Annotated in this window: 19 protein-coding genes and 3 pseudogenes; 11 read left to right on the top strand and 11 right to left on the bottom strand. The window is 42.2% G+C overall.

Annotation, left to right across the window (positions count from 1 at the left end; all coding sequences use genetic code 11):
* Positions 1-11: 11 nt before the first annotated feature.
* The 8 genes from DW694_RS02655 to DW694_RS02620 all read right to left on the bottom strand — a co-directional run bounded on the left by DW694_RS02655 (position 12) and on the right by DW694_RS02620 (position 11,419).
* The gene (locus DW694_RS02655) at positions 12-3,083 is read right to left on the bottom strand and encodes a DEAD/DEAH box helicase family protein (protein WP_180215018.1); all 3,072 of its coding nucleotides are present in this window, start codon (positions 3,081-3,083) and stop codon (positions 12-14) included.
* A gap of 13 nt (positions 3,084-3,096) precedes the next feature.
* Positions 3,097-3,855, bottom strand: coding sequence for a toll/interleukin-1 receptor domain-containing protein (locus DW694_RS02650; protein WP_110103432.1), 759 nt, complete (start codon positions 3,853-3,855; stop codon positions 3,097-3,099).
* Positions 3,855-5,141: a restriction endonuclease subunit S gene (locus tag DW694_RS02645; RefSeq protein ID WP_110103433.1), complete on the bottom strand. Its 1,287-nt coding sequence runs from the start codon at positions 5,139-5,141 to the stop codon at positions 3,855-3,857. Before DW694_RS02645 ends, DW694_RS02650 begins: the two co-directional genes overlap by 1 nt.
* 12 nt (positions 5,142-5,153) lie before the next feature.
* The gene (locus DW694_RS02640; protein ID WP_110103434.1) at positions 5,154-7,256 is read right to left on the bottom strand and encodes a class I SAM-dependent DNA methyltransferase; all 2,103 of its coding nucleotides are present in this window, start codon (positions 7,254-7,256) and stop codon (positions 5,154-5,156) included.
* 83 nt (positions 7,257-7,339) lie between these two features.
* Positions 7,340-9,616: an AAA family ATPase gene (locus DW694_RS02635; protein ID WP_110103435.1), complete on the bottom strand. Its 2,277-nt coding sequence runs from the start codon at positions 9,614-9,616 to the stop codon at positions 7,340-7,342.
* Between the two features lie 21 nt (positions 9,617-9,637).
* Complete coding sequence (locus tag DW694_RS02630; RefSeq protein ID WP_008976224.1) at positions 9,638-9,838, bottom strand: helix-turn-helix domain-containing protein; 201 nt, start codon at positions 9,836-9,838, stop codon at positions 9,638-9,640.
* A 41-nt stretch (positions 9,839-9,879) separates the two neighbouring features.
* The gene (locus DW694_RS02625; RefSeq protein ID WP_118752505.1) at positions 9,880-10,527 is read right to left on the bottom strand and encodes a hypothetical protein; all 648 of its coding nucleotides are present in this window, start codon (positions 10,525-10,527) and stop codon (positions 9,880-9,882) included.
* Positions 10,517-11,419 (bottom strand): hypothetical protein, encoded by a 903-nt coding sequence (locus DW694_RS02620; protein WP_110103437.1) that lies wholly within the window; start codon positions 11,417-11,419, stop codon positions 10,517-10,519. Before DW694_RS02620 ends, DW694_RS02625 begins: the two co-directional genes overlap by 11 nt.
* 311 nt (positions 11,420-11,730) lie before the next feature.
* Between DW694_RS02620 and DW694_RS02615 the strand changes: the two genes are divergently transcribed.
* From DW694_RS02615 to DW694_RS02580, 10 genes and pseudogenes are all read left to right on the top strand, one after another.
* Positions 11,731-12,249, top strand: a complete 519-nt coding sequence (locus DW694_RS02615) for a hypothetical protein (RefSeq protein ID WP_110103438.1) — start codon at positions 11,731-11,733, stop codon at positions 12,247-12,249.
* A gap of 144 nt (positions 12,250-12,393) precedes the next feature.
* Positions 12,394-12,603 carry a hypothetical protein gene (locus DW694_RS16815; RefSeq protein WP_146207156.1) on the top strand — a complete coding sequence of 70 codons (210 nt, stop codon included), beginning with the start codon at positions 12,394-12,396 and terminating at the stop codon, positions 12,601-12,603.
* Positions 12,539-12,853 (top strand): DNA ligase, encoded by a 315-nt coding sequence (locus tag DW694_RS02610; protein WP_110103439.1) that lies wholly within the window; start codon positions 12,539-12,541, stop codon positions 12,851-12,853. The genes DW694_RS16815 and DW694_RS02610 overlap by 65 nt, the downstream gene beginning before the upstream one ends.
* Position 12,854: 1 nt before the next feature.
* Positions 12,855-13,967, top strand: a pseudogene (locus DW694_RS02605) (DUF2800 domain-containing protein); the annotation flags it as partial.
* 18 nt (positions 13,968-13,985) lie between these two features.
* Positions 13,986-14,558, top strand: a complete 573-nt coding sequence (locus DW694_RS17040) for a DUF2815 family protein (RefSeq protein WP_173740051.1) — start codon at positions 13,986-13,988, stop codon at positions 14,556-14,558.
* Between the two features lie 15 nt (positions 14,559-14,573).
* Positions 14,574-14,762, top strand: coding sequence for a hypothetical protein (locus tag DW694_RS02600; protein WP_015524375.1), 189 nt, complete (start codon positions 14,574-14,576; stop codon positions 14,760-14,762).
* A 66-nt stretch (positions 14,763-14,828) separates the two neighbouring features.
* Complete coding sequence (locus DW694_RS02595; RefSeq protein ID WP_110103440.1) at positions 14,829-15,014, top strand: hypothetical protein; 186 nt, start codon at positions 14,829-14,831, stop codon at positions 15,012-15,014.
* A 54-nt stretch (positions 15,015-15,068) separates the two neighbouring features.
* Positions 15,069-15,422: pseudogene (locus DW694_RS02590) on the top strand (hypothetical protein); the annotation flags it as partial.
* 1 nt (position 15,423) lies between these two features.
* A pseudogene (locus tag DW694_RS17100) lies at positions 15,424-15,771 on the top strand (ATP-dependent helicase); the annotation flags it as partial.
* 35 nt (positions 15,772-15,806) lie between these two features.
* Positions 15,807-16,721: a recombinase family protein gene (locus tag DW694_RS02580; protein WP_243269366.1), complete on the top strand. Its 915-nt coding sequence runs from the start codon at positions 15,807-15,809 to the stop codon at positions 16,719-16,721.
* Positions 16,722-16,785: 64 nt separating this feature from the next.
* Here DW694_RS02580 and DW694_RS02575 read toward each other — a convergent pair whose 3' ends face one another.
* The 3 genes from DW694_RS02575 to DW694_RS02565 all read right to left on the bottom strand — a co-directional run bounded on the left by DW694_RS02575 (position 16,786) and on the right by DW694_RS02565 (position 21,004).
* Positions 16,786-18,411, bottom strand: coding sequence for a hypothetical protein (locus tag DW694_RS02575; RefSeq protein ID WP_110103442.1), 1,626 nt, complete (start codon positions 18,409-18,411; stop codon positions 16,786-16,788).
* A gap of 280 nt (positions 18,412-18,691) precedes the next feature.
* Positions 18,692-20,053: a 23S rRNA (uracil(1939)-C(5))-methyltransferase RlmD gene (gene rlmD, locus DW694_RS02570; protein ID WP_118752502.1), complete on the bottom strand. Its 1,362-nt coding sequence runs from the start codon at positions 20,051-20,053 to the stop codon at positions 18,692-18,694.
* A gap of 3 nt (positions 20,054-20,056) precedes the next feature.
* Entirely contained in the window at positions 20,057-21,004 is a 948-nt protein-coding gene (locus DW694_RS02565) for an HD domain-containing protein (RefSeq protein ID WP_015524370.1), read from the bottom strand.
* A gap of 307 nt (positions 21,005-21,311) precedes the next feature.
* Here DW694_RS02565 and DW694_RS02560 point away from each other — a divergent pair, with 307 nt between their 5' ends.
* Positions 21,312-23,693 (top strand): endonuclease MutS2, encoded by a 2,382-nt coding sequence (locus tag DW694_RS02560; protein ID WP_015524368.1) that lies wholly within the window; start codon positions 21,312-21,314, stop codon positions 23,691-23,693.
* Positions 23,694-23,706: the final 13 nt, after the last annotated feature.

The raw sequence follows: 23,706 nt of genomic DNA, 5'->3' as shown, positions 1-23,706 counted from the left end.
TTTCACCGCCTTTATACTGATTCTCTAAGACTTTTATAAATCTCATCAGAAAAAATTCCCATCACCTGATGTTTCATTTCATCATTTGACAACAACATTGAAAAGAAATCTTGATTCTGTGACAATCCTTCAATAAGTGCATCATCAATATCATCAAAATAAGAGAACTCAAAGTCTTGCTGTGTATTATTCTTAGCACTTGTTTTAAGTTTATCTGATTTCATAAGGATATCTCTAATCTGCAGCATAGCCTTTACAACAACATCGTTATCATAGTTCTTGCCAGTCTTGCTGTTAATCTCATCGATTATTTCAGACAGTCTCTTTTCTTTATCCTCACTCAAACCAAAGTGTTCCGCCGTTGGCAATTTCATTACCGGCTTTGCAACCAGATCAGATGAAACATGTTCTTCACCCTTTTTCTGAACAAATTGAGAGGCTTTGATCTTTCCATCTAAATTAAAACCACCACCCGGATGCTTAATATTGATATAAGCTAACAGGTATGAAATAAAGTTATATTTCTTGTGCAAATCAGTATCTTCAAAACTAGAAACTTGAAGCAAAAACTCATAATAACGAACAAATCCACGCATATCTGCCACAGCTTGACGCTGTGTTTCATATTCATAATGTTCCAGTAGCTTCTTGCTTTTCTGCAGGAAGAATGTCAATCTTTGCTTCTGTTTTCCTGTTACTTTCTGTGAATACAATATATCATTTGCAGCTTCAATGTCAGCCGGATCAAATAATGCATAGGCATCAATAGTAGCTTCCAAGTCGTAAATTGCATTAGGCGTTACTGAATTTGCCAGTAATGTTGTGGTGTAGTATGGAGCAAATGCAGCTTTGATATCCTCGTATGTATTTACAAAATCTAACACAAATGTCTTTTTATCATATGGAGCACAAATACGATTCAGTCTCGAAAGTGTCTGGACAGCATTAACACCTCTTAGTTTTTTCAGAACATACATTGCGCACAGTTTTGGCTGATCAAAACCTGTCTGATATTTATTAGCAACCAAAAGCACTTGATAATTATCTGTATCAAATTCTTTGGTGAGTCTATCCTCCGGAAAACCATTGATAGATGCCTCTGTATATTCTTTATCATCATCCGGTAGTTTTACTTTTCCAGAAAATGCAACCAGAGCATGAATTCCGTCGTAACCTTTCTTGGTAATGTACTCCTCAAAAGCCTGTCTATATTTAACAGCACCTTGTCTGGACGCGGTAATAACCATTGCCTTAGCCTGGCCACCCAGTTCCTGCATTACCGTTGTTCGGAAATGCTCAACAATTACTTCTACACGCTGTGCAATATTAGTATCATGCAATTCTATAAAGCGTGCAATCTGCCTCTTTGCCGCATTCGTTTTACAACGAGGATCGTCTTCGATTTCCTTGTTAAGCTGGTAAAAAGTTGAATACTCTGTATAGTTCTGCAGAACATCAAGAATAAAGCCCTCTTCTATAGCCTGCTTCATCGAATAAACGTGAAATGCTTCTCTCTGGCCATGCGTATTCAAACGACCAAACAACTGAATTGTTGTCGGCTTAGGTGTAGCTGTAAATGCAAAAATTGATACATTTGCTTGCTTACCGTTTCTTTTGATTTCACTTGAAATCATATCTTCAACATCTGATTCAGTTTGATCACCAGAACCAAGCGACATTGTTACCGCAGCCATATCTTTACCTGCAGTAGAAGAATGTGCCTCATCAATAATTACTGCAAAACTTTTATTCTTAAGGTCCTTTACACTATCAACAATATACGGGAACTTTTGAATTGTGGTTGCAATAATCTTTGTATTACCATTCAATGCAATCGCAAGGTCAGCTGAATTGCACTTATCGTCCATAACACGAATCAATCCGGCCTTATGCTCCATTCCCATGATTGCTTTTTGAAGCTGACGGTCAACAACAACTCGGTCAGTGACAATAATGATGTTGTCAAAAATTATCTTGTTTTCTTCGTCATGAAGAGATGTTAAACGATGTGCCAACCATGCTATAGAATTTGTTTTTCCAGATCCAGCGCTATGCTGAATCAAGTAATTCTGTGCAGTGCGATTTTCTCTAACATCGGCAAGCACTTTTCGAATAACATCCAGCTGGTGATAACGAGGGAATATCAAATTCTCAGAACGTTTGATTTTCCCGGTCTTATCATCTACTTTTTCTTTTGTCTCGACAAAAATAAACTTACTTATTAAGTCCAAAATCGTATCCTTTGTAAGGATATCTTCCCACATATAAGATACGCTATACTTATCTTCAAACGCAGGATTTCCAGCACCAGCAGTTACACCTTCTCCGTTTCCCATATTAAAAGGAAGGAAGAATGTAGCGTCACCTGCGAGTTTTGTTGTCATATACACTTCTTCTAAGTCCATAGCAAAGTTTACCAACGTACCTGCTTTGAACATAAAAAGACGTGTTTTGGGGCTACGGTCGGTTCGGAACTGATAAATTGCATCCTGATAAGACTGCCCAGCTGCATTGCACTTAAGTTCAAATGCAATAATAGCTAGTCCATTCAAAAAGATAACAACATCAATTCGTTCTTTATCGCTGGCCCACACTTCCTCCATTGCAGAGAAAATATTCTGTCCATACTTTCTAGTCAAATCTGGATTGAATGTAGTTGCCGGTTTTGTGTACATGAGTTCCAGCTTCTGATTAGAAATTTCGATTCCATGCTTCAGCACATCAAGAAGGCTGCCACGAGTTTTTGTCGTTTCAGCATTGATAAAACTAACAATCGTCTCTTCCAAATCAGACTTATATATTTTTCTCAGATATTCCATCGTTTCGTGCTGAGTATCTTCTAGAAACTTAAAGAGCATCTCACGGTCAACTGCAAAATAACGATCAAAGTCACTTGCCTTACGAATAACGTAACCATTATCCTTTTCCAGTCTTTCAAGAAGAAATTTCTGATATTCTTTTTCGGAAAGAATTGATGCGTGATGAAGAAGCTTCTCGCTGTATGAAGCAACTCGTTTTGCAGCATTTTCTGCATGTTTTTCCGCATCCAAGTTCGTAATATCAATTATCGTTTTATCATCCATTGATTATCCCTCCTTACTCACTTTTCAGCCGTTTGATTAGTTGACGTGCAAAAAGCAAAGCAATCTGGTCGCAACTATACTTGGATGAGTCAATCGCTTGTATATCCGCTATAGATGGATACTTTTCTTGTAACTGTGAAACCGTAATGTTGTGCAAAATCGGAAGAATCAGCTTCTGTCCATTTCTATTCTGTCGATTTAAAAACTCATTCAATTCACGCTCGGTCCACTCTCGATCAAAGAAGTTTTCCGAAATAACGATAATTGCAAACTCTGCTTTTTTCGTGCCGTTCAGAATACGATCCTTCCAATTATCTCCCCACTCCAAAGACTCTTTATCATAAAAAATCTTAATCCCCAGTTTGTTTAATGACTGATATAATTCTTCAATCAAATCTTCTTTGTCCTTGTTAGCATGGGAAATAAACACATCAAATTCAGGCAAGGTTTTTGCCTGATACTTTGGTACACTAACCATTGAAATTCCGTTCATTTTATTTATAAAATCTTGGTCCTTACTGATGCTCTCCAAACATCCAACGAGATTTTTGTAAGCATCCAGATTTCTATGAAACAGAATTGTTTTCATGCGGTCGCCTAATGGATGTTCTTTAAGATAATTATTGTAAAAAATCTCTACATCATTGATCCATACTTCACTCGGACGATTATATTCGTTTATATCCGTACCGATTGCCGCTGCATTAATTGGGCTTTTAATAGAATGAGTCCTTTCTAGCAGATTATTAAGTTGTTCTTCAAAAGTAGCCATTAGACAACCTCCTTCTTCCCAGTTACATACTCAAAGATGAGTGATTTCTTATATTCGTCAAGTGTTGCAAGCTGCTCTTTCTTATCAGAGATAACATCATCCGCCTTTGCAAGCACTGCATCGACATGTTCAACAATCGCTTTTTGTTCATCCAGCGGTGGAACAGGATATGAAAGATCCGCTAACTTGTTCCAACGCAAATCACAAGAACGAACTCGAATTCCGGTTGCCAGTGCAAGGAATACATCACTGTACGCCATGCTACGAAGATAGTACATAATGTATCGCTTGTTTTGGTTGGTATCTAAAACATTAAGCACAGGTGACGCCTTGCCTCTTGAATCAGAAATGCCAATAGCGCCTGCAAAGCCGTCCATACCATGTACAACCAGATCACCGATATCAATGCCTTGATAACCGATTTCTTTATCAGACATCGTAAAACCATCTTCACGTCGATTGCTTCTCAGGGTTACCTCACCATCGCGGAAACAGGTTATTACACCATCATCATCACGCACCGGCTTCTGCATATATCGTAGAATGTACTTGCCACGAATAACCTCCCAATGTGAAGGCATATTGCCAATCCATTGAATCCCGCTGTCCTTCATCTCGGCATCGGGATTCAGTCCTTTGGTGACAGTTTCGGTGATAACAGACCGCTTGTACTGCTCCAGCGTGTCGATCTGAGTTTGAATGTCGGTGGTCAGCACATCAATTTCAGCGCATTTAGCATCGAGAAAATCGGCAATGCGGTGCTGCTCACCTGTTGGAGCAACCGGTATAAAAAGGCCGCCAAACTTATCCATCGGAATGCGCATTCGAATTGTATTCAATTTTCCATTTCCAGATTCTTTAATAAGAATGCCATTTCCAAGTCCAAACAAACTGCGTTGAAACATCGTTGTCTGAAAGATATAGTTATAGTAGCGTACATCTTCCTTTGCATTCCAAGGGCGAAGCATATAATAAACAGGACTAACACAACCAAAATATTGCGACAGCCCCACAGAGCCAGACAATATATTCATGCTATTCATTACGATATCCCCAGGATAAGCCAGTCTGTATGCACTCACATCCTCTTTAGGTTTGTTTCCTCCACCTTCTTTTTGATCGTATGGAATGACGCCTTGTTTAGCAGTCAACGAAAGAATTTCTGTTGTCCTAACAGGATTATTTTTCTCAACTCGTTCTTGCAAACAGTATTTTATTTTTCTTAGTTCCCAATTGGAGGGAAGCTCTCCCAACCAAGAGATTCCACTCGCTTTCATTTCTCTCATATCAGCACCACCTTACTCAAACAGCTTTGCCACACGCTTTGAAACCGAAAATTCCAGTTCCATAAACTTTGTTTCCAGCTCTTCACTTGGCGTTGATGCCTGATATTTGTAGAAATACCGCGTGAATGGGATTTCAGCACCGGTCTTGATGACAGGTTTTTTCTTTCCAAGATCTTCCTCAAAGAAAGCGGCGGCATCCGGGATATGAGGCAAAACCTCACGTGCCATATAATCTTCGATGCTTTCCTCCCATTTCACCAGTTCGGTGTCCTTGGTTTCTTTGTCGTAAATAATCCTTCCCTTGCGGTCACGTTGAATTTCTGCATTCTTATCCATAATAGAGAGGCCATTAGCAATCTTGTCGAGCAATTTTTTATCAGATGTTGCCGAAGCAAGTGCCTTAGTCAGTACAGGCATAAACTCAGTCGGTGAATTATATACTTGTTCTGAAGTGACAGCTTTCAATGTAGTAATAATCTCATCGTATAAGGCCTGATTGTTTTGGAATGATTCCAATTTTTTCTGTTCTTTGCCAGTTAGTTCTTCAGCATTCTCCAATTCATTAACCTTAGCCTGATCATAGAGAGAAGAAAGCGCACCCTTAGACAGCATAGCTTCGATACGCTCCTCTGTAATGGCATAGCTACGCTGAAGAGGCTGCATAACCGTGTACTCACGGTAAATGAACTCCTCGTTGTCGTAAATCTTGCAGTACTCGTTTTCTGCAAATTCTGCATAGAGCTTCGTTACGGTGCTGCGGTCTTCCGGAGATATTTCATTTTTCTTATCACCCAGAGCCTTGCGCAGTTTGTGGAAGAAGGACGAAGCATCTATCAACTGAATCTTGCCCTTGCGCTCAGCACGTTTATTTTTTGAAAGCACCCAGATATATGTAGCTATGCCCGTGTTGTAAAACAGATCTGTTGGCAATGCAATAATTGCTTCGATTAAATCGTTTTCTAACATCCAACGACGAATTTGGCTTTCGCCAGAAGCTGTACCACCTGAAAATAATGGACTACCATTTTCAATAATAGCAGCACGACCAAAGTTATCATCCATTTTGTCAATAGCAGATTGCAAAAACAGCATCTGCATATCGCCGGAACCAGGGAGCCCAGCACCCCAACGGCCTTCAAATCCCTTTGCATATTCATCATTAACTGCTTTTTCTACACCTTCAGCTGCATCTTTACCTCCCCACGGAGTACCAAATGGCGGATTTTCAATAACAAAGCGCATCTTGGTTTCAGCAAATCGATCTTTCTTCATAGTGTCCTGATAGCAGATATTCTCTGCATTCTGACCTTTGATGAGCATTTCTGCAAGACAGATAGCATAAGATTCCGGATTGATTTCCTGCCCAAAAAGACGAACATCTGCAGTAGGATTATATCTCTTAATGAAGTTATAGCTTGTGGAGAGCATACCACCTGTACCACATGCTTGATCCAAAACTGTAATTACTTTTCCGTCGTCAAAGATATCGTCACAGCCTTCAGCTAACAAAATATTTACCATCAATTTAATGATATCTCGTCCAGTGTAATGATCACCAGCCTCAGCGTTTTCAGAGAATCTACGAATTAAATCCTCGAAAATGTATCCCATCTTTACGTTATCAATCGTGCGAGGATTCAAATCCAATTCTGAAAATGCTTTGACGACACTTAACAGGCGATCGTTTTTATCCATCTTGTCAATTTGCTTATAAAAGTCCAAACCTTTCTCAGCAGACACAATAATCTCCTGCACATTAGGAGAAAAACTCTGAAGATACGCTTTAAAGTTGGCTGCTAAATTGTCGGCATCATTAATCAATTCTGCAAGTGTAAATTCACTAGTATTGTAGAACTGAAACCCCGAAATACGATACATAGCTTTTGCCGGGTAATTTGGGTTTGCTTTAAACTGTGCAACCACCTTGTCTTTGGTAGGTTCCAGCGCACACTCAAAACGTCTGATGATAACCATCGGAATGATTACATCTTTATATTTATCACTCTGGTATGTACCACGCAGCTTATTTGCAATAGACCAGATAAAATTCACCTCTGTTGATACATCGATAGGGCTATCGTCCCACATTGCATCGATAGTCTGCTTTTGTGCCATTATATTTTCCTCCAATCAGACTAAGAGCTTCCTAACCCTAGTCATTGTTAATTTTATATGTTTAAGTGTCCAAAAATCGGGACTTAGTCCTCGATTCCCATCATCATCTTATAGTGCTGTTCCTGATGCATGGCAGTGAAAATCAACTCAAACACTTTTTTGCACTGTTCCACATCACTGCCATCATCAATATAGTTGAAGCCATCACTTATAACAGCTGGGCCGTCGTTCATATATGTGAGCATGCTTGAAGCAAGGTTGTATCGGTCATAATTAGGCTTCTGTCCTTCCACTTCATCCACAAACAACAGCTTATTCTGTTCCAGAACAATCTTGTGAAGGTCGTTTCCTTCGTAGCCACATATCTGAATAAAGTAGTATTCAAGAATATGTCGGATTACATTCTTCACCGTATTTGCTGTTTTCAGTTCCTTATATTCATCCCACAGAGCAGCATACGAGTTTTGAATTGGATTATAGTTCTCTTGCTCGGTAGGTACTCTCTGACTCTGACGCACACAAAGTTTAACTGAAGAAATGTTTTCTATCTTACGAATCATATAGAACGAAACGCTGTGATATCTCTTTGCTTGGTGATGCGTAATTTCCTTATGGAAATAAACATTGTGAGTCAGAATGAAAATCTGCTTAATATAGTCGCCGTCGACTTTATGGCTTCGATAGTCCGTATTGTTGTAACAAACCTCAATCATCTCTCTGACCAGAGCACTGACGATGAACAATGCTCCACTATCCATACTGGATACCGGGTCATCAATAACAACAATTTTATCTTTTACAGCTTCACTATTAAGGCTTCCTTTCACAAGGTGATAGTAATACAAGAATGCAATAAAGTTTCTTTCACCTTCGCTCAGTTTTTCTGCAACAGTTCCATCCGGCCGAATAACCTCATATGTATTTGCTACTCCGTCCTTTGCACGAAGATGGAAACCTTCAAAACCAGAATTATCAAGCAGAACATTGATGCTATCGATAGTGGCCTCAGTATTCACAATCTGTTTGTTTAGTTCATTGGCCTCTTTCTTCTTGGCAGTAGCATCCTTTTTTAACTGTTCCATTTTATCTTTCAATGCTTTTATTTCAGTGTCCAAATCAGACAGTGCTTTGTTGTACGCAGCTACATCAGCTTTCAAAAGCTCTGCAAGATACTCCCACACCTGCTTTTTGCATAGAACCTTCTTTGTTTTGAGGTCTCTGACTATCTCGTTATTTTCTTTGATTTTCTTATTAAAGCCATCAATCAGAGTGCCAATCTCAATGAGCAAACTATCAGTATCTTCTAAGGAAGCAATGGATGTCGGCTCTTTAATCTTTGCTGCAATTCTCTGTTTATTAATGGTTATCGCATCCACAAGAAGCTGAACTTTTACTTCATATTCTGACAAGTCTAATTCCGGCATAGCAGCAGATACATTGCCCTCCAGCGTTGCTACAACGGAATCCATCTCTGATTCATATGTTCTTTGAAAAGCATTAATCGCAGAGATGTCATCTTGATACTGTGCATCAAAGCATGCAGCTATTTCTTTATCAAAGTTAGACGGGAGTTTTTGCTGGCAATATGGGCATTTTCCGTCTGTCTGGCCAGCAAAATGAGTATGACCACTTCGCACCCAATCAGTAGCTTTTAGGGCTTTAATAAATTTTGCAAAGTCCGTATCACTGCTGCTGGAGATTGGTTTTCCCATCAATTCATATCCCGGCAGGGATGCATAGGTAACTTTACCTGCCTTAGACAGCATGTTGTACTGCTGTGCATCGCCAGAAAAAACGGTCCCATATAGAGTTTTTAAATCTTCAACATCATGAGCAACCGGCGTAATTGCTAAAATTTCTTGAGCGAATAATGCAGCTTTTTTCTTACCCTTAATAGCTTCATCGAATAGTGTTCTGGCTTCCGCACTCTTGCTCCAGCAGTCTGATTGAAATGTCGATAAAGCGGTATTCTTATCCGCTGTTTTCTGGTCTATAGCGGCCTTATGTCCGTTATATTCCTCACCCATTTTCTTGCGTTCTGCATTGAGTGTATCAACCTGCTCTTGAATAGCAATATTAGTTTCATTTACGGTGAATACACCAGCAAGATTTCCATAGTTACGCAAGTTAGCATTTATAAAATCTGTATCATACACAAGAACATCATAGTCAGTTGATGCCTTCCCAGCTTGCCACTGTAAACGCTCATCGTTTGCCTTAAACGTTCGTGCAATGGTAGATTTGCCTGCACCATTCTTCCCATAGAAGAAATTTACATACGTCGGTTCTATAACCTCATTGGAAAATGTGGCATCGTTTAACGTTATTTTTTCTATTGCTGATTTCATTTTAGGGTTCATATGCAAATCTACCTCCTGCTTCTATTCTTTAATTTTTCCTTCTCTGACCCATTCGTCAACTTCAGAGATTTTGAATTTATATCGTTTTCCAGCTTTATATACAGGTAATTTTCCTTCTTTTATCCAAGTACGGACTGTATCCTGACTCAAACTTAGGTGTTCTGCTACATCTTCAAGGTTTACCCATTTTTCAACTTGCATGTTTTCATATTCTGCACTCATATTATTCCTCCATGTTCGATTCCAGATGAGTGGTTGCGTATTTATAAAGAAAAGACTTGTATCCCAGCTTCCCTTAATACCTCTACTGCATTTATCTTTTTTATTGCCCAGTGCATACGATTCAATTCATTCGTTCCGCTGCAGCCTTCGATTCCGAGTTCAAACCGAAGTTCATTTATTTTCTGCTGTGGTATCCAGTTAAGTATTTGATAATATACTTTAATGCCATTGTCCTGAATCTTTACATCAACAATCAACCCATACGCAGCATAGTGGTCTTCATCTGTTTTCCCATAAGTGTGGTTCTCAGTCGCAATAATTGCCGGATAGGTTTTCAGCACCGATATTGCATCTTCTGGCAAAGCCGCATAAGCTGCTTTCAGTTCTTTTGAGGTACTTTCCGTTATTGCTCTGTCCTTTCGAACAAGGCAATGACAGTACTGAGGATTTAATTCATCATCTCCAACAACCAGAAGGTGATAGAAATCTGTATTTAATGTAATGGTGTGCACTGCGTTAGGGCTTCCCGGCATGGGTGGTGCCCCACCCACCATCATTACGCTATAGGTATTGTTCACAGCGTCTGTATGAGCTACCAATGTATTATTGTTACCGGGCAAATTAAATGTCGTATTCGGTGTTTGCGCTTGCAAAGCTCCCGGTTGTGATGGCTGTAATTTATTCTCCATCTTTTTTCTGCCCTCCATAATAATTGTTCGTAATGCTATCGACATGCTGAATGAAGCTATTGTTATTTCCAGTTACGTTGAAATTAAAAACCATTTGCTGTTTAGATTTTTCTTTGTTCTGATGAGGATCTTCACAGTCCGCTTCAACTATGACATCTTCTGGTGAGCCATTAGCATCATTCTCAGCTATGTCACAATCTTCAAGCTGAATGTATCTGAGTTTGATATCTACTGGCCAATCGGCACCAATATCTCCTTTGTAAGTCCTTTTTGCTCCACCGGCAGACGGACACCAGAAATCGAATGTTTCAGCTCCAACTACATTATCAACACTACATACCGAATAATGAAATATACCTAATAGAAATGACTGCAAAGGAATTTCTTTCATATTTATGAGTTCTTTTTTCTGCGCTGTTGTTCCATCTTCTTTGATATAGAAAGATTGGCTATCATCAATGCAATTATCCAACGATATTAATTCGACGAGTGCTTTCACGAGTAGCTCGTCTTTTTTTATATCTCCTCCAGCATCAATGAAGTCATCCACAAAGCGGCACATTTTTCTCAATGTATCCACATACTCGTTCTTCACTCTTTCGTCAAAAACTCTCAATGCCGTTTTATCACCGAACGGGAAGTAGCCTCCGCCTGCATTCTTACATTTCTTATATTCTGAAGCGTTACCCTGAATTGTTTTAATTTCAGTCGGCATTGGTGTCGCTAAATCAGAACGTATCACTCTGGCCAAACCAATCAAAGTTTCATATTCAGTTAATCCATCTTTTTTTCCTGCGTAGTGTTCATTTGCACCCAGCAGTTGCTTTCTAGCCTCTAAAAGCAAGGTGAAAAACGTACCGCCACACAGTCTTAAATTTTCATTTTTTGTCATTGATTGTCCCTCTAACCAAATTTACCTACTCAACTTACTCAACTGTGAATGGCAGGCCTACTCAACTTACTATTTTCTAGCCCTGTGAAAAGCCACAGGGATTTTTTGATGTTTGTCGGCCGTCGAATCTGATGAATATAAACCAGAGCAACCCCCAACAAACCCTACTAAATCATCATAACACTTTTCGACATTATTTTCAATGTAGCGAGTATGAACGAACAATAAACTCTACAGCGAAATATGCCTGAAATCTCTGTTTCCACCTGTGACTGGTCACAAATCTATGCCAATCACAGGAGGTAAATGTTATGGCAAACAAAGACAATCAGAGCAAACAGTATCGTATCTACATCAAGGAATCCAAAAGCTGGGTAGACGTAAACAAGGAGTTCTACACGAACTACTACCGTGACATCAACGCCTACCGTAAACGCCAGCAGGAACATGGCCGTTGTGTCTGCCCTGCAAGCAAACGCTATTTATGCGACATGGACTGTATGACCTGTCCGTATGTCAAGGCTGGCGATCAGCTTTCTCTCGATAACACCGTAAGCGACGGTGAAGGAAATGAAAAGAGCTGGCTTGATGACATGCCGGATGAATCCGCAGCTATCGCTGAATTAATGGAGGACGCAGAACTTCTTCGTGCCCTCTACGCAAAGCTGAACGAGCTGGACCCGGAAGGCCGTCTTATCTGCCAGCTTATTATGGAAGGAAAATCGGAACGTGACTGCGGCAAGGAAATGGGCCTCTCTCGTAATACATTCGTGTATCGCAGGGACAAGCTGTTCCAGAAGCTCCGCTCCGAGCTTAAGGACTACATCTAATATGAATGGTCGTCCTCTGATTTTTTAGGGGACGATTTTTCTTTTCAAAAACTTTTTTATATTTTTTCGGCCAAACGGCAATCTCACCTCCATTGAGTAGTGTAAGGCGAAACAAAGCGACCTACAGAAAGCGAGGTGAACATCGTGAAACAGACTTTTCACAACCGAAGCGGCACTGACGCAGAAGTGATTGCTACTCTCACTGCAATCAGTCAGGTATCCGCAAGAATGGCGAAGAATCTCAGAATCATCGCCGCACACAGACAATCCGAGGAAGGAGGAACAGAAAATGTCAAAAATGAGCGATATGGCTATGACCATCGAAGAGCTGAGAAATGCCGCCGCTGCTATTAACGATGTAGCAAACTGGCTCGCACAGCAGTTTGGAGGAGCATCCGAAGCTACTGAAAAAGCAGAAGCCCCTGCTGCTCCTGCGAAAACTGCATTGACCCTTGAGGAAGTTCGAGCTGTTCTGGCTGATAAATCTCGTGCCGGGCATACAGCTGAAATTCGAGAGCTTCTTAAAAAGTACGGTGCAAGCAAGTTGTCACTCGTAGACCCGAAACATTATGAAGCCCTGCTTAGGGAAGTGGAGGTGCTCTAATATGCCACCTAAAGGACATTCAATCCTCTCCGCATCATCTTCTGACCGCTGGCTCCACTGCCCACCGTCAGCAAGACTCTGCGAAACCTATGAGGATAAAGGTAGTGATTATGCTGCAGAAGGTACCGACGCACACGCTCTTTGTGAATACAAGCTCCTTAAAGCTCTCGGCATGGAAGCTACTGATCCAACCAAAAGTCTCGACTGGTACAACGCCGAAATGGAAGATTGTGCCACCGGGTACGCCAGCTTTATTATGGAGCTTTTGGAAGATGCCAAGCAGACCTGCTCCGATCCAGTTGTTCTGATTGAACAACGAGTGGACTTTTCCCGTTGGGTGGAACAAGGCTTCGGAACCTCAGATGCTATTCTCATCAGCGATGGAACTATGCATGTGATTGACTACAAACACGGTCTTGGAATACTTGTTTGCGCTGAAGACAATCCACAGATGAAATGCTACGCTCTTGGCGCTCTGGAGCTTTTCGATGATATTTATGACATCGATACGGTCAGCATGACCATCTACCAGCCCAGACGTCAGAACGTTTCTACCTATGAAGTCAGTAAGGATGACCTGTATCAGTGGGCCGATGAAGTTCTGAAGCCTACCGCAGACCTCGCCTTTGCCAGTGATGGAAACTTCCTGTGCGGTGAATGGTGCGGATTCTGTAAGGCAAAGCATGAATGCCGGGCCAGAGCAGAAGCCAATCTTCTACTCGCACAGCACGATTTCAAACTGCCACCACTGCTTACGGATTCAGAAATTGAAGTCATTCTTTCCCGTGTCGACGAGCTGGTCTCCTGGGCCAACGACATCAAGGAGTATGCACTCCAGCAGGCAATCAGCGGTAAAGAATGGACCGGTTGGAAGCTGGTCGAAGGTCGCTCTAATCGCAGATATACCAACGAAGCCGCTGTATCAAAGGCTGTCGAATCTGCTGGTTTTGACCCTTATGAAAAGAAGCTACTTGGTATCACTGCTATGCAAAAGCTACTCGGCAAATCTCGCTTCGAGGAACTCCTTGCAGCCTATATTGAAAAGCCACAAGGCAAACCTACTCTTGTGCCGGAAAGCGATAAACGCCCGGCAATGAACACAGCAAAAAATGATTTATGGAGGAATATGACAATGAGTAAAAATGTAAAAATGACAAATCCCATGAAGGTTATCACTGGTCCTAACACACGTTGGAGCTATGCCAACGTCTGGGAACCTAAATCCATCAACGGTGGCACTCCGAAATATAGTGTCAGCCTGATTATCCCAAAATCCGACACAAAGACTGTTGCAAAGATTGAAGCTGCTATCGAGGCTGCATACCGTGAAGGTGAAGCAAAGCTCAAGGGCAATGGTAAATCCGTACCTGCTCTTTCTGTACTTAAGACGCCTCTTCGTGACGGAGATCTTGAAAGACCGGACGATCCTGCATACGCTGGCAGCTTCTTTGTGAATGCAAATGCAACCTCTGCACCTGGTATCGTAGATGCAGACCGCAATCCTATCCTCACTCGTTCTGAGGTTTACTCTGGAATCTACGGTCGTGCCAGCATCAGTTTTTACGCTTTCAACAGCTCTGGCAATAAAGGCATCGCCTGTGGCCTTAACAATTTGCAGAAGATTCATGATGGCGAGCCTCTTGGCGGTAAGGCATCTGCTGAATCTGACTTTGCAACTGATAACGACGATGATTTTCTTGACTAATGGAGGTAGCAAACTATGGAGACAATCGTGATTAGCACAATTCTTGTAAACATCTGTATCGGCTGCTTCGCTTGCGTCGGTCTCACTACTGCAATCTCTATGATTCAGAGTATCATCAACGACCATAAACGTGAAAAGCGTGAGCAGGAAAAAGACAAGCGCGACCTCGAATACCACGAAAAGCGCATGAAAGACTTTAAGTAATCTATCAACCTGCTGGCGGTGGAACTCACTGCCGCCAGCACATTTTCTGACAAAAGGAGACAACCTATGAATGAATTTGCAGAAATCTTAAATCTATTTATTGCTAATGTCATCTCCTATACCTTTTTTGCGGCGGTATATGGCTTCATCATCTACAACGTAGGAAAAATCATTTTTTACCTTGTTAGTTATGCGGTATACCACATTCGTCGTGACATCAATAAATATAAATCCAATAAAGATAAACAGTAACAAGGCAGGCGGCAGGGATTTCTCTGCTGCCTGTTTTGTAGAAAGGACAATCTCATGAAAACACTTAGTATCGATATTGAAACCTACAGCGATGTGCCACTTCAGAAAACCGGAGTATATCGCTATGTAGAGTCACCTGATTTTGAAATCTTACTCTTTGCCTACAGTGTAGATAACCAGCCCGTTCAGGTCATTGATCTTGCCTGCGGAGAACAGATTCCAAAAGAAATCCTTCTTGCTCTAGAGGATGAATGTGTCATCAAGTGGGCCTTCAACGCTACCTTTGAACGCATCTGTCTTTCTCGTTTCTTAGGTTATCCGACCGGAGAATATCTGAAACCGGAAAGCTGGCGTTGCTCTATGATATGGTCCGCCACGATGGGGCTTCCACTCTCCTTGGAAGGTGTCACGAATCAAAAAGCGCTTTGATGTGAGAGAAATAAAGTCCAGCAAGGACATCACCGACTGGAATGCTGGAAAGATACCAGTCGCAGTCATTCATCCTGCATCTGCTGGTCATGGACTCAATCTACAGGCTGGCGGTTCCACCCTTATCTGGTTTGGTCTGACATGGTCACTGGAATTATATCAGCAGACCAACGCCCGACTTTGGAGACAGGGCCAAGCCGCCGGAACCGTGGTGATAGAGCATATCATCACAAAAGGAAAATACAAATCAACCACAATCGTTTTCTTGGATACACGAAAGACGCGGACGGCAACCTCATCATCGATCCAGAACAGGCAGAAATCGTAAAGCGCATTTATCGAGAATATTTAGAAGGTCTCAGTATGGACAAGATTGCTGCAGGCCTGGAGCGTGACGGTATCCTTACCGGTGCCGGAGGGGAAAAGTGGCACACAAGCACCATCAACAAAATTCTCCGAAACGAGAAATACATCGGTGATGCCCTGCTTCAAAAGACCTACACTACAGACTTTCTAAACAAGACCAGAGTTAAAAATAACGGTCTTGTTCCACAATACTATGTAGAAGGCGATCACGAAGCCCTTATTCCGAAGAACATTTACCAGCAGATACAGGAAGAACTTGTCCGCAGACGAGTGGTAAAAACCAGTGACAATGGCAAAAAACGAAGCTACAGTTGCAATCACTGCTTCTCCCAAATCGTCATTTTCGGCGAATGCGGTGAAATGTTCCGAAGACTCCACTGGAACAATCGAGGCGTCAAATCAATTGTCTGGCGCTGCATCAGCAGGCTGGAATCCACCGGACTTGAATGCCACGCTCGAACCATCAATGAGCTGGTTCTTCAGGATGCCGTTGTCAATGCCATCAATCAATTACTCGGCGACAAAAATAACTATCAGGCACAGCTCCAGCTTAACATTGCCGCAGTCATCCGAGCTTCACAGGTAACAGCCATAGACAGCATTGACAAGAAGCTAATGGCCCTGCAACAGGAGCTGATTCAAAAAGCCAACAGTAAAGAGGACTACGACGAAATAGCGGATGAGATCTTCAGATTCCGAGAACTTCGTCAGAAAACCACTGTCGATACCGCCGCAAGGGATGAACAGATAAAGAGAATTAACGACTTGCAGGATTACATCTCACAGCAGACCGCCCTCCTTACTGAATTCGATGAATCACTGGTGCGACGCTGGATTAAGCAGATCACCATCTGGGATGACCGCATAATAGTTGAATTGAAATCTGGCGTCAGCATTGATGTGGATGCATAACTCTATAGATATACAATGGCTCCCCACCACTGGATAATTCCCGGTGATGGGGAGCCTTTTCATTTTATTTCAAATTTTCAATATTTAATTCCATGAACGTTAAAAAGTTAGTAGCATCTTTTAACAAACAGGAAAAGGTTTCTGCATAGTTTTCTTTTTTCACATCAAGCTTTTTCGTAATTTTTTGATATCCCTTTCCTTTACGATGTCCCGTTCCACTTGAACGTAACTCCTGTAGATTTCTCAAGAACTTAATATGCTCATTATAGTTTTCGATATTACTTTCACATAGCCAAGCTTCTATTTTTGAAATGCTACCTACAAGTTTTTCGTAATTACCAGTTAACCGTTTTGAAATGCTCTTTTCATTTAAAGAATCAATCAGTATTTTGACTAAAGAAAGAACCAGCATATCCATCTCAGTAATTGAATTATTTACTGGAACTCGTAATATTTCAAAATTATAAGCATCCTGCTCTGTTAATGATAAAAATAAAGGCCATCCATACTTTTCAGTGAAAACTCTATTTAATCGTGTATAAGCTTTCTTAAAAACAAAATCTGGAGACTCTGAGTCTGATGCAATACACATAAAATCTCTCTTTATTTTTGTTTTGCTCAATTTTCCTCCAATCGACTTGTTAAATCCCCTCCAATAATGCTGCTCGGCTTCACTTGGTAAATCTCTTCCTAAATCACCTAAATAAGCTGATACATAATCTGAATTACTATTATCAATATACAATGACCACAATACACCACATCGAATAATTCCATCTTCGACTTTATAAATTTCAGGTTTCGAATAATACTTATTCAGTACTGCACTGTCAAAATATACAGGTGTTAAATAGTGCGGCGCTGTTGGATTTGCCCCGAAGTAGTTGTTTAATTCTTTCGGATTACAAGTATGGCGTATTTCTTTTCCGTTCTCATCTATACCAATAATAAAATCAACATAAGTCTTTTCTTCATTATACGGCCAAATATTACTATCACATAAACTGCAACCTGAGACAACATTTTTTGCATAAATGATGGAATAATTTTTCCTTTTTAGTCCAGTTGATGTATTTCCGATATTAAGTGCATAAAAAATTGTGTTTTCGCTATTTCTATAAACCAATCCATCTTCCTTGATTTTTTCCGAATTATCGATAGAAACGCACCTGCTATCAATATGTATCATCAATACTTTTTCTTTTACTGCTAGATACGTTTTTAAGTATCTTTTATGTATAGTTACATACCCATTATCATTCATTTTCACTACGGTAATTCCTTCACCGTTAGAAACATCAATATATTCATTTTTTTGTGAATTGAAATACAGATTGAATAATAATCGAAACTCTTCAACAATTTCTATTGAATCTGTAGCTACGCCATTATATTCTCTTTTTATAACAAGTGGTTCATAACCATTGTCATTTCCCCAACGATGATAAACCTTTTCATCATCCTCCCAAGAACCGTAAACTGTAATTCCAGGCATCAATGTATGTGCATTATATGTATCATTTTCCATATCATTTTCAACTTCATTCAAAGGAAGAAGAAAACTCTGAAGGTATATATCATACTTTTTATCAATTTTATTTCCTGATACAGGAACCATTATGTCAGCATCTAATCCTCTCTCTATCCATTCTCGAATATCAATCTGATACAAATAATCTTTATCCATCATCTTTCAAATCCTCCTGTTATCTATTCCACTGCCAAGTCTGCCCCTTAGTATCGAGTGGCTTAAACTGCGGTCGGCTCTGACAACAATCCTAGTGACACAACCTCTGACATCTAATCCACAGCCTAAACCCTACCGCTATTCTCCGGTACTCAATTTCTCTCCAATCAGACCGAAAAGTAGATATGTTTCCATATAATAAAACCGAGCTTTCCGCAAGGCTTCTCTGATGATACCAACCTTACAAAAAGCCCGGAAATACGCCGCTTTTCAGCACTTGATTTTATTTTCTTGACAGCAAACACACAGTCTCAACATGGACTCCCTGCGGAAACATATCAGTAGTAGAAACCCGCACCAGTTCATAATCCTCCGCACACAGCACCTTCAGATCCCTCGCCAGTGTCGCACTGTCACAGCTCACATACACAACCCTCTCCGGCTTCATTTTAAGGATCGTATTCAGAAGTACCTCATCACAGCCCTTCCGTGGCGGGTCTACCACGATAACGTCTGCATAAACGCCATTCTTCTCATACTCTCTCGGCAGCACTTCCTCTGCTTTTCCGACAAAAAACTCTACATTCTCAATGCCATTGAGCTTCGCATTCTCTCTTGCATTGTCAATGGCCTGTGGTACGATCTCCACGCCGCGGACGAATTTTGCTTTCTGGGCCAGGAACAGGGAGATAGTTCCGATTCCGCAGTACAGATCCCAGACAGTTTCATTTCCCGTAAGGCCGGCGTACTCCAGAGCCTTTCCATACAGTTTTTCGGTCTGGATGGGATTGACCTGGAAAAAGGACAGGGGAGAGATCTGATAGGAAATATCTCCGATGCTGTCCGTTATATAGGACTGTCCCCAAAGGAGGCGAAGCTGATCACCCAGGATCACATTGTTCCGTTTTTTATTAACATTGATGGTAATGCTGGTCATTTCCGGAATTTCACAGAGTGATTCCACAAGAGCCTTTTCTGCAGGGATCTTATCTCCGTTTAAGATCAGACAGACCATCATCTCATCTGTATGGAAGCCGTAACGAATCATAATATGACGTACAAGACCTTTTCCCGTGGCCTCATCGTAGGGCTGTACATGATATTTTTCCATGTGTCCGATCACACGGTCCAAAACCTCTTTATTCTGTTTCACTCCCAGAATACATTCTCGGTTATCAATGATGGAGTGGGTTCTTCCTGCATAAAAGCCTGTGATGATCTTTCCGTCTTTATTTTTTCCTACCGGAAACTGTGCCTTGTTTCGATAATGATAGGGGTCTTCCATCCCCATGATCGGTTCCATATCAAGATTCTGAAAACCTCCGATTCTTTCCAGATGTCCACGAACCTTTTTCTCTTTAAATTTCAGCTGCTGCTCGTAGGATAATGCCTGAAGCTGGCATCCTCCGCACTGGCGGGCAATAGAGCAGACAGGTTTCACACGGTATGGAGACGGTGTGATCACCTCCATCAGGCGGCCATAGCCATAGTTCTTTTTTGCCTTGATGATCTTGGCTTTGATCCGGTCTCCGATCACGGCGTCTTTCACAAAAACGGTGAAGCCATCGGCTTTCCCGATACCTTCACCGTCAACTCCGCAATCCTCTATATCTAAAGTGAGTATATCGTTTTTACGGAATTCCATGTATTAAATATCTCCTGTTCTTCTTAAATTGGACTCAAAAAGCCGGTTGAAACCAAGCCATTCTTTTTTGCCTTTGTCTGCGTGAAAAATTTCTGTCAGTGTCTCCATCCTTGCATCTGTATTGTCTGCCAGATTCAGGGCAACTGCCTCTGCAAGTGCCGGTTTCTTGGGAGAACCGTACTCAAGCTCACCATGATGTGCAAGAATACAGTGGATCACCTGATTTTCAAGCTTCTCCGGAAAATCCGGGATCTCTTTTGCAAGATCATGCACCATCTGTGCCCCGATCACAATATGTCCAAGAAGCTGTCCCTCATCTGTATAATCATTCATCGGAAAAGCAGAAAGCTCCTTCGTTTTGCCCACATCATGAAGAAGTGCGGTTGTGATCAGAAGATCTCGGTTCAATAGTGGATATGCATTCGCCATATAATCGCAGAGACGGGTCACTCCAAGAGTGTGCTCCATCAGCCCGCCGATAAAGCCATGATGTACGGTCTTCGCTGCAGAATGTCCCTCAAATATCTTCATAAATTCCTGATCTTCCACAAAGAGCTTCTTCAGAAGCTGGGAAAGATAGGGATTCTTCACACTGTTGATAAGCTCTCGTAGCTGGCTCTGCATATCATCCACACTGTTCTCACTGGTAGGAAGATAATCTGCCGGATCATACTCCCCTTCTCCTGCCTTGCGTGCTCTCTTGATATTCAGCTGCATGGCGCCTGCAAAGCTTGTCACATCTCCCATGATCTCAATGTAATCAAGAGTATCAAACTCATCAATTCCCAGAGAATTGGGATCCCAGATCTTACCATCGATCACACCTGTTTTATCCTGAAGGATCAGATTCTCATAGGGCTTGCCATTCTTCGTTGTAGCTGCCTGTTTCTGTTTGCAGAGATAGATCCCGTTTACTCTGTCTCCCTCATGTAATTCATTTAAAAAACGCATAAAATTCTTGCCTTTCTGTTCTTTTTACTTTCAAAGCAGACATACTCACGAACACATCCGCTTCACACTTTGCATTCATAGCCAGACTTTCTTTATGATCTTTGGCCGCATCCCGGTCCGGGCTTTCTGGCATTTTTGCACAGTTTCCACTTACTTCCGGGCTTTATTCAGTATCATAACACATTTTACTTTCCTTTGCTATGGAAATCATGTAAAATAGGAAACGAAGTGTTTTTTTGCATATCCTGTGTTACGCAGAAAAGCACAGAAGTAACAGAAGTAACAAAAAGGAGTAACTATAGCAACAATGAACAAAAAAGCATACAAAGCACTTGAATACTATAAAATCATAGATCTGCTCACAGACAAGGCATCCTCCCCCATGGGAAAGGATCTCTGTCGGAAGCTTACCCCTTCCACAGACATTGAAGAGATCCGGGCCATGCAGCTGCAGACACACGATGCCCTTGCACGCCTGTTCAAAAAAGGCGGCATTTCCTTCGGCAGCGTCAAGGACATCCGCGGCACATTAAAACGTCTTACTGTTGGCAGCGCCCTGAATGCACCGGAGCTGCTTTCTGTCTGCAGTCTTCTTGAGAATACCGGTCGTGTAAAGGCCTATTCCAGAAGTGACCGTGATGACGGAATGACCGATTCCCTTGACGGAATGTTTGCGGCACTGGAACCTCTGACACCACTCAGCACAGAGATCCGCCGCTGTATCCTTTCCGAGGATGAGATCAGTGACGATGCCAGCAGCACGCTCCGCCAGATCCGCCGCAGCATCAAGGCCACCAATGACCGGATACACACCCAGCTTTCTTCTCTGGTTGCAGGAAGTGCCAGGAATTATCTTCAGGATTCCGTTATCACCATGCGCGACGGCCGCTACTGTATCCCGGTAAAAGCTGAATATAAAGGCCAGGTTCCCGGTATGATCCACGACCAGTCTGCCACAGGTTCCACTCTTTTCATTGAGCCTATGGCTGTTGTCAAGCTGAACAACGACATCCGCGAGCTGGAGCTGAAAGAGCAGAAAGAGATCGAAGTGATCCTTGCATCCTTAAGCCAGCAGGTAGCTGCTGAGCTGGAGGCTATTCACGCAGATCTTTCCATCATGGTACAGCTGGACTTTATTTTTGCCCGTGCCGCACTTGCCATGGACATGAACGCCAGTGAACCTGTTTTCAACACAGAAGGCCGGATCCGGCTTCGCCAGGCCCGTCATCCACTGATCGATAAGAAAAAAGCCGTTCCTATTGACATCCGTCTCGGGGATGATTTTGACCTCCTGGTTGTCACCGGACCAAACACCGGTGGTAAAACTGTTTCTCTGAAAACCGTAGGTCTTCTTACCATGATGGGACAGTCGGGTCTCCATATCCCGGCGCTGGATCGTTCCGAACTTGCACTTTTCCGCGAGGTTTATGCTGATATCGGAGATGAGCAGAGCATTGAACAGTCCTTAAGTACCTTCTCCTCTCATATGACAAACGTGGTTTCCTTCCTGAAATCCGCAGATCAGGATTCCCTGGTCCTCTTCGATGAGCTTGGTGCAGGTACGGACCCTACAGAGGGTGCCGCTCTTGCCATTGCGATCCTGTCACATCTTCACGAGCAGGGTATCCGTACCATGGCAACCACCCATTACAGCGAACTGAAGATCTATGCCCTCTCCACTCCAGGTGTGGAAAATGCCTGCTGTGAATTCGATGTAGAAACCTTACGTCCGACCTACCGCCTTCTGATCGGTGTTCCGGGAAAAAGTAACGCATTTGCCATTTCTTCCAAGCTGGGGCTTCCGGATTTCATCATCGACAAAGCAAAGGAACAGATCAGCGAGCAGGATGAATCTTTCGAAGATGTTCTGACATCCCTGGAGCAGAGCCGTGTCACCATCGAAAACGAGCGTGCTGAAATTGCCCGTTACAAAGAGCAGGTAGAAGAGCTGAAAAAATCCCTTCAGGAAAAAGAAGAAAAACTGGATGAACGTAAAGAGCGGATTCTCAGAGAAGCCAATGAACAGGCACATGCGATTCTCCGCGATACCAAGGAATACGCAGATCAGACCATGAAGCTTTTCCATAAATTCCAGAAGGATCACGTAGATACCGCTTCCGTGGAAAAAGAACGCCAGAACCTGAAAAAACGTATGTCAAAAGCCGAAAATGGAATGTCTTCCAGGCAGCAGAAGCAAAAGCCAAAGAAACAGCTGAAGCCATCCGATCTTTCTCTTGGCGATACCGTAAAGGTGCTCAGCCTGAATCTGAAAGGAACAGTTTCCAGTCATCCGGATTCCAGAGGATATCTCTTTGTGCAGATGGGTATCATCCGTTCCAAGGTTCATATCTCCGATCTGGAGCTTGTGGACGAGCCGGTGATCACCACTCCGTCCATGCAGCGTACCGGCGCCGGAAAGATCCGTATGTCCAAGGCAGCCAGCATTTCCACAGAGATCAATCTTCTGGGAAAAACCGTAGATGAGGCAGTTGCAGAGCTGGATAAATATCTGGATGACGCCTATATCGCACACATGAAATCCGTCCGTATCGTTCACGGAAAAGGTACCGGTGCCCTCCGCAAAGGTGTCCACAATTACCTGAAGCGCCAAAAACACGTAGCTTCCTTCCGTCTCGGCGAATTCGGAGAAGGCGATGCCGGCGTGACCATTGTAGAATTCAAGAAATAAAAAGGAGCTGAAG

Source organism: Ruminococcus sp. AM26-12LB (assembly GCF_003480785.1).
Lineage (GTDB): Bacteria > Bacillota > Clostridia > Lachnospirales > Lachnospiraceae > Blautia_A > Blautia_A fusiformis.
Note: the sequence above shows the minus strand (reverse complement) of the source record. Positions and strands in the feature narration are given on the sequence as shown.

Bases quoted from the DNA above. Each gene is read 5' to 3' on its own strand.
- DW694_RS02655 (WP_180215018.1), bottom strand. From the start codon at position 3,083: ATGGATGATAAAACGATAATTGATATTACGAACTTGGATGCGGAAAAA.
- DW694_RS02650 (WP_110103432.1), bottom strand. From the start codon at position 3,855: ATGGCTACTTTTGAAGAACAACTTAATAATCTGCTAGAAAGGACTCAT.
- DW694_RS02645 (WP_110103433.1), bottom strand. From the start codon at position 5,141: ATGAGAGAAATGAAAGCGAGTGGAATCTCTTGGTTGGGAGAGCTTCCC.
- DW694_RS02640 (WP_110103434.1), bottom strand. From the start codon at position 7,256: ATGGCACAAAAGCAGACTATCGATGCAATGTGGGACGATAGCCCTATC.
- DW694_RS02635 (WP_110103435.1), bottom strand. From the start codon at position 9,616: ATGAACCCTAAAATGAAATCAGCAATAGAAAAAATAACGTTAAACGAT.
- DW694_RS02630 (WP_008976224.1), bottom strand. From the start codon at position 9,838: ATGAGTGCAGAATATGAAAACATGCAAGTTGAAAAATGGGTAAACCTT.
- DW694_RS02625 (WP_118752505.1), bottom strand. From the start codon at position 10,527: ATGGAGAATAAATTACAGCCATCACAACCGGGAGCTTTGCAAGCGCAA.
- DW694_RS02620 (WP_110103437.1), bottom strand. From the start codon at position 11,419: ATGACAAAAAATGAAAATTTAAGACTGTGTGGCGGTACGTTTTTCACC.
- DW694_RS02615 (WP_110103438.1), top strand. From the start codon at position 11,731: ATGGCAAACAAAGACAATCAGAGCAAACAGTATCGTATCTACATCAAG.
- DW694_RS02610 (WP_110103439.1), top strand. From the start codon at position 12,539: ATGTCAAAAATGAGCGATATGGCTATGACCATCGAAGAGCTGAGAAAT.
- DW694_RS17040 (WP_173740051.1), top strand. From the start codon at position 13,986: ATGAGTAAAAATGTAAAAATGACAAATCCCATGAAGGTTATCACTGGT.
- DW694_RS02600 (WP_015524375.1), top strand. From the start codon at position 14,574: ATGGAGACAATCGTGATTAGCACAATTCTTGTAAACATCTGTATCGGC.
- DW694_RS02595 (WP_110103440.1), top strand. From the start codon at position 14,829: ATGAATGAATTTGCAGAAATCTTAAATCTATTTATTGCTAATGTCATC.
- DW694_RS02580 (WP_243269366.1), top strand. From the start codon at position 15,807: ATGGACAAGATTGCTGCAGGCCTGGAGCGTGACGGTATCCTTACCGGT.
- DW694_RS02575 (WP_110103442.1), bottom strand. From the start codon at position 18,411: ATGATGGATAAAGATTATTTGTATCAGATTGATATTCGAGAATGGATA.
- rlmD (WP_118752502.1), bottom strand. From the start codon at position 20,053: ATGGAATTCCGTAAAAACGATATACTCACTTTAGATATAGAGGATTGC.
- DW694_RS02565 (WP_015524370.1), bottom strand. From the start codon at position 21,004: ATGCGTTTTTTAAATGAATTACATGAGGGAGACAGAGTAAACGGGATC.
- DW694_RS02560 (WP_015524368.1), top strand. From the start codon at position 21,312: ATGAACAAAAAAGCATACAAAGCACTTGAATACTATAAAATCATAGAT.